Annotated in this window: 11 protein-coding genes; 10 read left to right on the forward strand and 1 reads right to left on the reverse strand. The window is 46.9% G+C overall.

Going from position 1 to position 12,923, the window contains the following annotated elements; genetic code table 11:
- The first annotated feature begins 29 nt into the window (after positions 1-29).
- The 10 genes from PRU_RS12715 (at position 30) to deoC (ending at position 11,774) form a co-directional block, all read left to right on the forward strand.
- Positions 30-1,184 carry a hypothetical protein gene (locus tag PRU_RS12715; RefSeq protein WP_013064638.1) on the forward strand — a complete coding sequence of 385 codons (1,155 nt, stop codon included), beginning with the start codon at positions 30-32 and terminating at the stop codon, positions 1,182-1,184.
- Positions 1,181-3,130, forward strand: coding sequence for a DNA topoisomerase IV subunit B (locus PRU_RS12720; RefSeq protein ID WP_013063691.1), 1,950 nt, complete (start codon positions 1,181-1,183; stop codon positions 3,128-3,130). Before PRU_RS12715 ends, PRU_RS12720 begins: the two co-directional genes overlap by 4 nt.
- The gene (locus tag PRU_RS12725) at positions 3,123-5,024 is read left to right on the forward strand and encodes a S41 family peptidase (RefSeq protein ID WP_013063144.1); all 1,902 of its coding nucleotides are present in this window, start codon (positions 3,123-3,125) and stop codon (positions 5,022-5,024) included. Before PRU_RS12720 ends, PRU_RS12725 begins: the two co-directional genes overlap by 8 nt.
- Before the next feature lie 4 nt (positions 5,025-5,028).
- Complete coding sequence (gene mnmG / locus PRU_RS12730) at positions 5,029-6,942, forward strand: tRNA uridine-5-carboxymethylaminomethyl(34) synthesis enzyme MnmG (protein WP_013065732.1); 1,914 nt, start codon at positions 5,029-5,031, stop codon at positions 6,940-6,942.
- Between the two features lie 50 nt (positions 6,943-6,992).
- Positions 6,993-7,520, forward strand: coding sequence for an adenine phosphoribosyltransferase (locus tag PRU_RS12735; RefSeq protein ID WP_013063527.1), 528 nt, complete (start codon positions 6,993-6,995; stop codon positions 7,518-7,520).
- Between the two features lie 105 nt (positions 7,521-7,625).
- Positions 7,626-9,458 carry an excinuclease ABC subunit UvrC gene (gene uvrC / locus PRU_RS12740; RefSeq protein ID WP_013063695.1) on the forward strand — a complete coding sequence of 611 codons (1,833 nt, stop codon included), beginning with the start codon at positions 7,626-7,628 and terminating at the stop codon, positions 9,456-9,458.
- Positions 9,459-9,781: 323 nt separating this feature from the next.
- A complete protein-coding gene (dtd, locus tag PRU_RS12745; RefSeq protein WP_013064471.1) occupies positions 9,782-10,234 on the forward strand; it encodes a D-aminoacyl-tRNA deacylase in 453 nt (150 codons plus the stop codon).
- A gap of 3 nt (positions 10,235-10,237) precedes the next feature.
- The gene (locus PRU_RS12750; RefSeq protein WP_013065259.1) at positions 10,238-10,486 is read left to right on the forward strand and encodes a DUF4181 domain-containing protein; all 249 of its coding nucleotides are present in this window, start codon (positions 10,238-10,240) and stop codon (positions 10,484-10,486) included.
- Positions 10,483-10,809, forward strand: coding sequence for a nucleotide pyrophosphohydrolase (locus PRU_RS12755; protein WP_013063304.1), 327 nt, complete (start codon positions 10,483-10,485; stop codon positions 10,807-10,809). Before PRU_RS12750 ends, PRU_RS12755 begins: the two co-directional genes overlap by 4 nt.
- 29 nt (positions 10,810-10,838) lie before the next feature.
- Complete coding sequence (deoC, locus tag PRU_RS12760) at positions 10,839-11,774, forward strand: deoxyribose-phosphate aldolase (protein ID WP_033150612.1); 936 nt, start codon at positions 10,839-10,841, stop codon at positions 11,772-11,774.
- 114 nt (positions 11,775-11,888) lie between these two features.
- Here deoC and PRU_RS12765 read toward each other — a convergent pair whose 3' ends face one another.
- Positions 11,889-12,863, reverse strand: coding sequence for a polyprenyl synthetase family protein (locus PRU_RS12765; RefSeq protein ID WP_013064201.1), 975 nt, complete (start codon positions 12,861-12,863; stop codon positions 11,889-11,891).
- Between the last annotated feature and the right edge of the window lie 60 nt (positions 12,864-12,923).

Consider the following 12,923-nt stretch of genomic DNA (forward strand, 5'->3'; position numbering starts at 1 on the left):
TTTTTAAGCTTAACGAACAAAGAGAGAATATGTCTGCAGTAGAAATTAGAAAAGTCACGGATAAGAAAAGTCTCAAAGCCTTTATCGACTTCCACTACGACTTGTATAAGGGCAATCAATACGATGCGCCCAACTTGTTCAGCGACGATATGCATACCTTGAGCAAAGACAAGAATGCCGCCTTCGAGTTTTGCGAAGCCGAATATTTCCTGGCTTACAAGGATGGTAAGGTGGCTGGACGCATAGCCGCTATCATCAATCATCGCGCCAACGATGCCTGGAACCGTCAGAGCGTGCGCTTTGGATGGGTAGATTTCATCGACGATTTGGAGGTGAGCAAGGCCTTGTTCGACGCCGCTGAGAAATGGGGCCGCGAGAAAGGCATGACCGAAATGGTTGGTCCGTTAGGCTTTACCGATATGGACCCCGAGGGCATGCTCATCGAAGGCTTCGACCAGATGGGCACCATGGCCACTATCTACAACTACCCCTACTACCCCAAACACCTGGAACAGTTAGGCGGCTGGGAGAAAGATAACGACTACGTTGAGTTCAAGCTCATCGTGCCAAAGGAGGGCATCCCCGAGAAGTTCAAGAAGATTGCCGAGCTGGTGATGAAGCGTTATAATCTGCACCCAGCCCACCCCAAGCGCAGTCAGGTGTTTGGTAAGGAGCAGATTGGTCGCAAGGTGCTCGATGTTGTAAACAAGACCTTCGGACATCTGTACGGCTACTCACAAATGACTGAGGCTCAGATAGATGAGTATCTGAAGATGTACTTCCCCATGCTCGACATGAACCTGGTTTGCTTGATTGAAGACTGGAACACACCCAACCACGACATCGTTGGTGTGGGCATCTCAATCACTTCGATGACCCGCGCGCTGCAGAAGTGTCGCCGCGGTCGTTTGTGGCCATTCGGATGGTGGCATTGCTTGAGAGCACTCAAGTTCCACAAGGCCGAGTGTGTAGATCTGATGCTGGTAGGCATTCTGCCCGAATATCAGCAGAAGGGGGCCAACGCCCTGCTGTTCTACGACCTCATTCCACGCTACCAGAAATACGGCTTCAAGTGGGGTGAAACCAACGTTGAAATGGAGACAAACGAGAAAGTGCAGAGCCAGTGGCAGTATCTGGAGCACACTCAACATAAACGCAGAAGATGTTTCAAAAAGAATCTATGAACGAAGATAACAACCTGATTAATCCCGAAACCGTCAATTACGACGAAGGTAATATCCAGACCCTTACCGGTTTGGAGCACATCCGCTTGCGCCCTGGTATGTATATCGGCCGATTGGGCGACGGATCATCAGCAGAAGACGGTATCTACGTGCTGCTGAAAGAAGTGTTTGATAACTCTATCGACGAATTCAAGATGAAAGCCGGCGATAGAATCGAAGTAAACGTAGAGGATAACTTGCGCATCTCAGTACGCGACTATGGTCGAGGCATCCCACAGGGCAAGCTGATCGAGTCGGTAAGCATCCTGAACACCAGCGGTAAGTTCGACTCTAAGGCCTTTAAGAAGTCAATCGGACTGAATGGTGTGGGTGTGAAGGCCGTTAACGCGCTGAGCAGCCATTTTGAGGTTCACAGCTATCGCGATGGTAAGGTACGTAAGGCCGTTTTTGAGTGCGGAAAACTGATTAGCGACGTAACCGAACCTTCGCAGGACGAGAACGGTACATACATCTACTTTGAGCCCGATGCTACGAAGTTCATCAACTACCAGTTCCACGATGAAATCGTAGAAAACATGCTTCGCAACTATACGTATCTGAACATCGGACTGACCATTATGTACAACGGTCGCCGCATTCTGTCGCGTCACGGACTTGAGGATCTGCTGAAAGACCGCATGACCAGCGATGCACTCTACCCGATTGTTCACCTGCAGGGCGAGGATATCGAGATAGCCTTTACCCATGCTAACCAGTATGGCGAGGAGTACTACTCGTTTGTAAACGGACAGCATACCACCCAGGGCGGAACACATCAGAGCGCCTTTAAGGAGCATATTGCCCGTACTATCAAGGAGTTCTACGGCAAATACGAATACGGCGATATCCGCACAGGTATCGTAGCTGCCATCGCCATCAACGTAGAGGAGCCGCTGTTCGAGAGTCAGACTAAGATCAAGCTGGGTTCGCTCACTATGGCTCCTGACGGCGGTGTGAGTGTGAACAAATACGTAGGCGACTTTATCAAGACCGAAGTTGACAACTATCTGCATATCCATCAGGATGTGGCAGAAGTTCTGGAGAATAAGATTAAAGAGAGCGAGCGCGACCGCAAGGCAATGGCTGGTGTAACAAAACTGGCCCGCGAACGTGCCAAGAAAGCCAATCTGCACAACCGCAAACTGCGCGATTGCCGTATCCACTTCAGTGATGTGAAGAACGACCGCAAGGAAGAGTCGTGTATCTTTATCACCGAGGGTGATTCGGCCAGTGGAAGCATCACCAAGAGCCGCGATGTAAACACCCAGGCCGTATTCTCATTGCGTGGTAAACCCCTGAACTGTTTTGGATTAACCAAGAAGGTAGTTTACGAGAACGAAGAATTCAATCTGTTACAGGCTGCTCTCGACATCGAAGAGAGTCTGGACACACTGAGATATAATAAGGTTATTGTGGCCACCGATGCCGATGTGGACGGTATGCATATCCGCCTGCTCATCATCACCTTCTTCCTGCAGTTCTTCCCCGAACTCATCAAGAAAGGCCACGTTTACGTGTTGCAAACCCCATTGTTCCGCGTACGTAACCGCAGAACAAAGATCAAAAACAAGAAGACCATCGCCGAAGCGGATGCTAAATCTGACAAAAAAAGCGATTTCATCACACGTTACTGCTATAGCGACGAAGAGCGACAGAAGGCCATCGAGGAGTTAGGACCAGACCCTGAGATTACTCGATTTAAAGGACTTGGTGAGATTTCGCCCGATGAATTCGCTGGTTTTATCGGTCCCGACATGCGTCTGGAGCAGGTAACGCTGCACAAAACCGACCAAGTAGCAAAGTTGCTGGAGTACTACATGGGTAAGAACACTATGGAGCGCCAGAACTTTATTATCGATAATCTGGTGGTTGAGGAAGACCGCCCTGAAGAAGACATTTATGAATAAGACATTTGCCTCTTTGCTGCTGTGTATGGCATCAATGAATGCCCACGCGCAGTTCCGTATCAACAACAGCGATGACTCGCCTCTACGCAAGCTGCAGTTTGCCGAGATAGCCATCAGCAACCTCTATGTAGATAGTGTAGACGAGAAAAAACTGGTTGAAGACGGTATCAGAGGCATGCTAGATAAGCTGGACCCCCACTCTTCGTATCTAACGCCCAAGGAGGTAAAAGATGCCAACGAGCCCCTTGCAGGCAATTTTGAGGGTATCGGCGTACAGTTTAACCTTATCGAGGACACACTGCTGGTTATTCAGCCCGTCACAAACGGTCCTTCAGAAAAGGTTGGTATCATCGCTGGCGACAGAATCATATCGGTAAACGATTCGGCTATCGCTGGCGTAAAGATGTCGAAAGAGGAGATTATGAAACGCCTGCGTGGTCCTAAGGGCACAAAAGTAAAACTGGGCGTTATCCGCCAAGGCATCAAAGACCGTCTTACATTTACCGTTACACGCGATAAAATCCCCGTAAAATCGGTAGATGCCGTATATATGATCCGTCCGCAGATAGGCTATATCCGCATTGGTAATTTCGGCGCTACAACCCATCAGGAGTTCTTAGCGGGACTGAAAACGCTGCGCGACCAAGGTATGCAGCATCTCATTCTGGATTTACAGGAGAATGGCGGCGGCTATCTGAAGGCTGCGGTGGATATTGCTAACGAATTTCTGCAGAAAAACGATCTGATAGTGTACACCGAGGGCAGAAAGGTGCCCAGAACCGAATATAAGGCCGATGGAAGCGGCGTTTTTCGTCAGGGCAAGGTAATTGTACTCGTTGACAGTTATACGGCGTCAGCGGCCGAAATTGTAACCGGAGCGATACAGGATCAGGACCGCGGTATTGTGGTTGGTCGCCGTACGTTCGGTAAAGGCCTTGTTCAGCGCCCACTCGATTTGCCCGATGGCTCGATGATTCGTCTCACCATCGCCCACTACTACACCCCATCAGGTCGCTGTATTCAGAAGCCTTACACCAAAGGCGAGAACCGCGACTATGCGATGGATGTGATTAACCGACTGAAAAGCGGCGAGCTGACGAATGCCGACAGTATCCACTTTGCCGACTCGCTGAAGTATCAGACATTACGCGAGCATCGTACCGTTTACGGCGGTGGAGGTATCATGCCCGACGAATACTGCCCGCTGGATACCACCATCTATACCAAATTCCATCGCGAGTTGGCAGCTAAAAGCATCATCCTGCAGCAGAACCTGCGCTATGTGGATAATCATCGCAAGCAGCTGAAGAAGGCCTGGCCATCGTTCGCTGAGTTCAAAGAAAAATATGAAGTACCACAGGATTTGGTAGACACCATTCTAAAGAATGGTGAGAAACAGAATATCAAGCCCAAAGATCAGGCAGAACTCGAAAAGACACTGCCCTATTTGCGCCTACAACTCAAGGCCCTGATAGCACGCGATATTTGGGATATGAGCGAGTATTTCTCTGTATTCAACGAAGAAAACGCGATGGTAAAGCGCGCACTTGAGGTAATTGCTAAGCAGGCGTTTACAACCATCGATGTAGATAAATTCCAAAAGACACTCGAGAACTGCGCCAACGACTGCGTGCTGGTAGACGTACGCACACCTGAGGAATATAACGCAGAACACCTGAAAGGCGCAGTCAATATCGACGTGAAAGATAGTCTGAATTTCATGAAGAAAGCAACAGACATGCTGCCAAAGGAAAAGACCATCATGGTATATTGCCGCACAGGCCATCGTAGCAGCATGGCTGCAGGAAAACTAGCAGCCGCGGGTTACAAGGTACTGAACCTTAAAGGCGGCATAACGGCATGGAAAGAAGCCGAGAAAGAGACAGTAAAATAAGAATATGATATTAAAGTACGATGTAATTGTTATCGGAGGCGGTCACGCGGGATGCGAGGCCGCTTGTGCTTCGGCCAACATGGGCGCGAAGACCTGTCTGGTAACGATGGATATGAACAAGATTGCACAAATGTCGTGCAATCCAGCTATAGGCGGCATTGCTAAAGGTCAGATAGTCAGGGAGATAGACGCTTTAGGAGGTCAGATGGGATTGGTTACTGACGCCACTTCTATCCAGTTCCGCATGCTGAACGTTGGTAAGGGTCCAGCCGTTTGGAGCCCTCGCGCTCAATGCGATCGCGGCAAGTTTATCTGGGAATGGCGCCGTACAATCGATGAAACCGATAATCTGGATGTGTGGCAGGACCAGGCCGACGAATTGCTTACAGAGCCCATTTCAGGCTCTGAGAGCGGCGCTATCCGTGCCGTTGGAGTACGTACCATCTGGGGCACAGAAATCTACGCCAAGAGCATTGTAATCACCGCAGGAACGTTTCTGAATGGTTTGATGCATATCGGCAGAAAGATGGTACCAGGCGGACGTATAGCCGAACCTGCTGTACCCCATTTCACCGAGAGTATCACCCGTCACGGCGTAACAGCAGCCCGTATGAAAACCGGTACGCCTGTACGTATAGATAAACGTTCGGTTCATTTCGAGGACCTGGAAGTACAGCCTGGCGAAACACGCCCCTATCAGTTCAGCTATATGAATAAAGGTGGCGCATTAAAGCAGTTACCATGCTGGACAGTAAATACCAACGCCGAAGTACACGAGATTCTGAAGAGCGGATTGGCGGATTCACCGCTATATAACGGTCAGATTCAATCGATAGGACCGCGTTATTGTCCCTCGATCGAAACGAAGCTGGTTACTTTCCCCGACCGCGATAAGCATCCATTATTCCTGGAGCCAGAGGGCGAGGATACCAACGAGATGTATCTGAATGGCTTCTCGTCGTCGCTGCCGATGGATGTTCAGATAGAGGCACTGAAAAAGATGCCAGCCTTCAGAGACGTAAAGGTATATCGCCCAGGTTACGCCATCGAATACGATTTCTTCGATCCTACCCAACTGAATCATTCGTTGGAATCGAAGATAATAGATGGATTATTCATGGCCGGACAGGTTAACGGAACAACCGGTTACGAGGAAGCTGGCGGACAAGGAACCTTGGCGGGTATCAACGCAGCACTGAAAGCTGGTTGCGCTGGTAGCGATACTGCCAACAAGCAGTTTGTACTGCATCGCGACGAGGCTTATATTGGCGTATTAATCGATGATTTGGTAACAAAAGGCGTCGACGAGCCTTACCGCATGTTTACCTCAAGAGCCGAATATCGTATTCTGCTGCGCCAGGACGATGCCGATGCGCGTCTCACAGAGAAAGCTTATGAATTAGGTATCGTAAAAAAAGACCGCTACGATTGGTGGCTTCAGAAAAAGCAAGCTATCGAAGAAATCGAAGCTTTCTGTCAGAACTTCGCCATCAAACCTCGTCTGATCAACTCTGCACTCGAGGCTCTTGGCACTACCCCACTACAGTTTGGTTGCAAACTGTCAGATTTGGTTAACCGTCCGCAGTTGAACCTCAAGAATCTCTCAGAAGTGATTCCATCGCTCAAAGAAGCACTTGATCGCCCATCCAATCGAAAAGAAGAGATAGCCGAAGCTGCAGAGATTCGTATGAAATATAAAGGTTATATCGAGCGCGAACGATTGGTAGCCGACAAGATGCATCGTTTGGAGAATATCCGAATAAAAGGTCGCTTTAACTACGAAGAACTGCAAGGTCTTTCTACCGAATGCCGACAGAAGCTGCAGAAAATTCAGCCCGAGACGTTAGCACAGGCCAGTCGCATCCCAGGTGTATCGCCCAGCGACATTAATGTGCTGTTGGTACTGATGGGTAGATAATGTTCCACGTGAAACAAAGGAATAGAACAAACAAGCATAACTCACTGATTATGAACAACAAAACATTGATTGACAATCTGCGTTGCATACCAGATTTCCCAAAGAAGGGCATCAACTTCAGAGATGTTACTACACTCTACAAGAATGCCGAGTGCATGAAGATTATGATGGATGAATTGGTGGAGCTTTACAAAGATAAAGGCATCACCAAGATTGTTGGTATCGAAAGTCGCGGTTTCATCCTAGGCGCTGCCCTCGCAGCCAGATTAGGTTGCGGTTTCGTGATGGCAAGAAAACCAGGAAAACTGCCCGCTACAGTTATCAAAGAATCATTCTCTAAGGAATATGGTGTAGATACCATCGAGATGCACATCGATTCTATCGAGCCCGACGATGTGGTTCTGATTCACGACGATCTGTTAGCAACAGGCGGAACCGCCAAGGCAGCTTACAAACTGGTACAGCACTTCCACCCCAAGAAGGTATTCATCAATTTTATTATTGAAATTACAGACGAGGGATTACATGGTAGAGACGAGTTTAAAGGTATTGACCTGACAACGTTACTCACTATCTAATAATTGTTCCACGTGAAACACAGTCCCGCGAAACACCTTTAAACACTAAGGGTTCGCGGGACTGATAAATTAAAAAGGTACACAAAACAAAACGCGCAAACAAAGATGACGAAGGAAGAAAACGAAAAACGATTAGAATATCTGAAGGGTATCGTACGTAGGTTGCCAGACAAACCTGGCAGCTATCAGTTTTACGACGAGGAGCACACCATCATCTACGTAGGAAAGGCGAAAAGTTTAAAAAACAGAGTATCGAGTTACTTTCATACCGAAGTAGACAGATTCAAAACAAAAGTACTCGTCAGCAAGATATTCGATATCAGCTACACCGTAGTAAATACCGAAGAGGATGCCCTACTCTTAGAAAATTCGCTCATAAAGAAATACAATCCTCGCTATAACGTATTACTGAAGGACGGTAAAACCTACCCTTCTATCGTCATCACCAACGAATTCTTCCCACGCATCTTTAAAACACGTACCATCAACAAACATTGGGGATCTTATTACGGACCTTACGCCAAAGTAAGCGCTATGTACGATGTGCTGAATCTGATAAAAGAGCTGTATCAGCCACGTACATGCCGCCAGCCCATCACAAAAGAGGGCGTTGAAAGCGGAAGATATCGCGTTTGTTTAGACTATCACATCAAGAAATGTAAGGGCCCCTGCGTAGGCAAACAGACCTACGAGGATTATCAAAAGAACATCGCTCAAGCACGTGAGATCCTGAAAGGAAATACTCGAGAGGTATTGAAGGATTTAAAAGACGAGATGCTCCGACTCTCTGAAGAACTGAGATTCGAGGAAGCCGAAGAAGTAAAACGTAAGTATCTGGCGCTCGACGGCTTTGTTAGCAAGAGTCAGGTAGTAAGTCAAACCATCGATAAAGTGGACGTATTTACGATTACATCCGATGAAAAGATGGCATTCATCAACTATATTCACGTATCAAACGGCAGCATCAACCAGAGTTTTACTATCGAATACAAAAAGAAACTGAACGAGACCGACGAAGAACTACTGCAGTTAGGTATCGTAGAAATCAGAGAACGTTTTAAGAGCGATTCGAAAGAAATCATCGTGCAAAAAGAAGTGGATGTAGAACTAGAAGGCGTGAAGTTTACTATCCCCAAACTGGGCGATAAAAAGATGCTGTTAGACCTCTCTATGATGAACTGTAAGGAGTATAAATTCGACCGTCTAAAGCAGGCCGAAAAACTGAATCCCGAACAGAAACAAACACGACTGATGAAGGAACTGCAGGACAAGTTGCATCTGCCCTCACTACCCTACCAGATTGAATGCTTCGACAACTCAAACATCTCGGGTACAGACGCCGTTGCTGCTTGCATTGTTTTCAAGAAAATGAAGCCTTCGAAAAGCGATTATAAGCGCTATAACATCAAGACAGTAGTTGGTCCAGATGATTATGCATCAATGAAAGAGGTAGTGCATCGTCGATATTCGCGATTGATTGAAGAAGAGCAGCCCCTACCCGACCTGATTATAGCCGATGGTGGTAAAGGACAAATGGAGGTAATCCGCGAGGTAATTCAGGACGAACTGAACCTGGATATACCTATCGCCGGACTAGCTAAAGATGACCGTCACCGCACCAACGAACTGCTGTACGGATTCCCTCCAATGAAGATTGCCCTAAAGGTTGAATCTGAGCTATTCCATGTGCTTACTCATATTCAGGACGAAGTACATCGTTTTGCTATCACTTTCCATCGAGATAAGCGTTCTAAACGCGCTTTACACTCAGAGTTGGATGATATCAAAGGAATCGGACCAAAAACGCGTGACGAGCTTCTAAATGCCCTTAAATCGGTTAAAAAGATACGCGAGGCCGAACTACCTACCCTATCCGAGATAATCGGCCCTGCCAAGGCACAAATTATCTACCAGCATTTTCACAAAGAGGAAATATAGCGTTCGGCAAGGGCAAACAATACATTAGCAATACCCAAACAGCACGTTTATAAAACTGAACTTTGTGACTGTGATTTTGTGACATTAAGCATCATACAAAATGCAGAAATTAGAGAATGGGGGAAATAAAAGTATTATGATAAATAGTAATATATAATATATTATAATTATATATAATTATAAAACTATAGTTTTACCCATTCTTTGCTAATGGCACCCCCTTAATGTCACAAAGTCAAAAGTCACAAAGTAGAAATTGAACAAAATAAAATTTGGATAATTCAGCTATTTATCGTATCTTTGCGGCAAAATAAAGAAAAGTAATGAGAGCAGTTATACAACGCGTTACCCACGCCAGCGTTACCATCGAGGGCAAAGTAAATGGACAGATAGACCAGGGCTACCTGATTCTGTTGGGCATTTGCGATGAAGACTCAATGGAAGATGTGGATTGGCTGGTAAAAAAGATAGCCAATCTGCGCGTGTTTGGCGATGAGAACGATGTAATGAACCGTTCGATACTCGATATTGACGGCAACTGTCTGGTAGTCAGCCAGTTCACACTGTACGCAAGCTACAAAAAGGGCAATCGCCCTTCATGGTTCCGTGCAGGCTCTCACGAGCACTCCATCCCACTCTACCAGGCCTTCTGCGCACAGCTGTCAGAGGCCATCGGCAAGCAGGTAGCCACAGGCGAATTCGGCGCCGATATGAAAGTAGAACTGCTTAACGACGGTCCTGTAACCATCTGCATGGACACAAAAAACAAGGAATAAGCGATGAAGAGATATCTGAAAGAACTAGAACTGGCGAGCGCCCTATTATTGGTCATCGGCGTGATACTATCGATGGTAAAAAGCTATGCTATCGGAGCCTGGCCATGCGGCGTGGGATTGCTGATGTTCCTAGCAGTATTTCTCTATAAAGCCTTCCACTGGAAGGAATACGAGCGCGAAAACAAGCAGTATATCGTAATTCTGCTCATCTGCATCTTCTTACTAATCATTCAAATGGTAATGGCAAAATGACGATAAAAGAAGCACAAGAGGCGGTTGACCGCTGGATAAAAGAATATGGCGTACGCTACTTTTCAGAGCTGACAAATATGGCTGTTTTGACCGAAGAAGTAGGCGAACTGGCCCGTGTGATGGCCCGCAAGTACGGCGATCAGAGCTTTAAAGAAGGCGAGAAAGACAACCTGGGCGAAGAGATGGCCGATATCCTTTGGGTACTGCTCTGTCTGGCCAATCAGACAGGCGTAGATCTGACTGAAGAATTGCAGAAATCCATCGAGAAAAAGACCCAGCGCGATTCGCTTCGCCACATACACAACGAGAAATTAAAAGCATAACAGTTTTAACAATATAACAACAAGCAATTATGGCAGAACACAAGCACGAGCATGAGCATCATCACCACTTTGAGATGCCTCAGAAGAGCCGCATGGAAGAGGCTCTGAGTAAGTACAACCTCGACATTACCGACGAGGAAGTGAAGGAAGCAGTGAAGACAATCATTGCCGAGAAAGTAGCCGAGAACGACACCCTTGAGGTAAAGAAATTCCTGATGGGTAGCGTGGAACTCACCACTCTGAAAACTACCGATAGCGACGAGAGCGTACTGGCCTTTACCGAGCGCGTAAACCAGTTCGAAGAGCAGTACCCTAACCTACCCCACGTAGCCACCATCTGCGTATATCCACGCTTTGCAAAAGTGGTTTCTGAGACACTTGAGATTGAAGGTGTTGAGGTAGCATGCGTATCTGGCTCATTCCCCTCATCACAGGCTCTTATCGAGGTTAAAACCATCGAGACCGGTTTGGCTGTTAAGGACGGCGCTACCGAAATTGATATGGTACTGAGCGTAGGTGCATTCCTTTCAGGCGATTACGAGACCTGTATCGACGAGATACAGCAGATAAAAGAGGCGTGTGGCGATGCCAAACTGAAGGTTATCCTGGAGACTGGTTGCCTGAAGACTGCACAGAACATCAAAACAGCATCAATCCTGGCTATGTACGCCGGCGCCGACTATATCAAAACCTCAACAGGCAAGCTGGAACCCGCTGCAACACCCGAGGCTGCCTACGTGATGTGCCAGGCCATCAAGGAATACTACGACCAGACAGGCATTATGATTGGTTTTAAGCCCGCTGGAGGCCTTAACAGCGTGATGGACGCATTGATATACTACACCATCGTAAAAGAGGTTCTGGGCGAAAAATGGCTTACCAACCAGATGTTCCGCATGGGTACATCACGCCTGGCCAACCTGCTGTTGAGCGAGGTGATTGGCGAAGAGGTAAAATTCTTCTAATTAGTGATAGACTCAGTCCTTCTTACGGAGGACTGCAGTCCTTTAACCAAAGTACTCCAGTCCTTTAATACTAGGACTGGAGTACTTTCGTATAAGAACTGAGGGCATACCACCCTATTTATTTCGCTGAATAACGTAGTCGAGATAAGCCTTAAACGAATCCTGAAGCTCTGGTTTCACGCATTCATCGATGAAACTACGAGCCTCGCGGGCAAACTCTTCCATCTTTCTTTCGGCATATTTTATACCGCCATACTGCTTGGCAAACTCGATAAGAACAGCAATCTCGTCCTTATTAATAGTACCTGACTTTACCTTCTTAGCCAACGTTAACATAGCAGAAGAAGAATAGTGTGTAAGCGAATAGATAATAGGCAAAGTAAGCTTACCCTCCAACATATCATTACCAGTTGGCTTACCAATTTCGGCAGAATCGTAATAATCAAAAATATCGTCGCGAATCTGGAATATCATACCCACATTATGTCCGAATTTTGCAGCTTTTTCGATCATCTCTTCGGATGCACCAACAGAGATGGCACCAAGGATACAGCACGACTCGAACAATACAGCCGTTTTCTGGTCAATTACCTGATAATAAACATCTTCCGAGATATCCTGATTCGAGATATTCGACAACTGAAGCACCTCGCCTGCGGCTAACTTACGGCCGAGCTCAGCCAGATGTTGTACGATTCTATGATTATCAGAAAGCGCCACACGCAACAGGGCAGTAGACAGGATATAATCGCCCACTAGCACAGCCACCTTATTATTATAAGCTGCGTTTACTGAAGGCTGACCGCGACGCTCAGAACTCTCATCCACCACATCGTCGTGAACCAAACTGGCTGTATGCAGCAACTCCAATCCAAGAGCAGCATTCTGTGTAACATCCGATATCTCACCAAGGTTTCTGGCCGTAAGGAAAACCAGCATGGGGCGCATACGCTTCCCTCCCCTTTCGCGGATATGCTTCAGTATCTGCTCAAGCATACCCTCACCATGAGTCAAACTCTGTTTAAACAACTCAACAAAGTTGTTCATATCACCATCGATTGGCTTTCTAATAGTCGATAAATAATCCATCATTATCAGAATTTTGGCACAAAAATAACAAATAATTCCGTTATTAAAAAATAATTTGGT

It is taken from the genome of Xylanibacter ruminicola 23 (assembly GCF_000025925.1).
Lineage (GTDB): Bacteria > Bacteroidota > Bacteroidia > Bacteroidales > Bacteroidaceae > Prevotella > Prevotella ruminicola.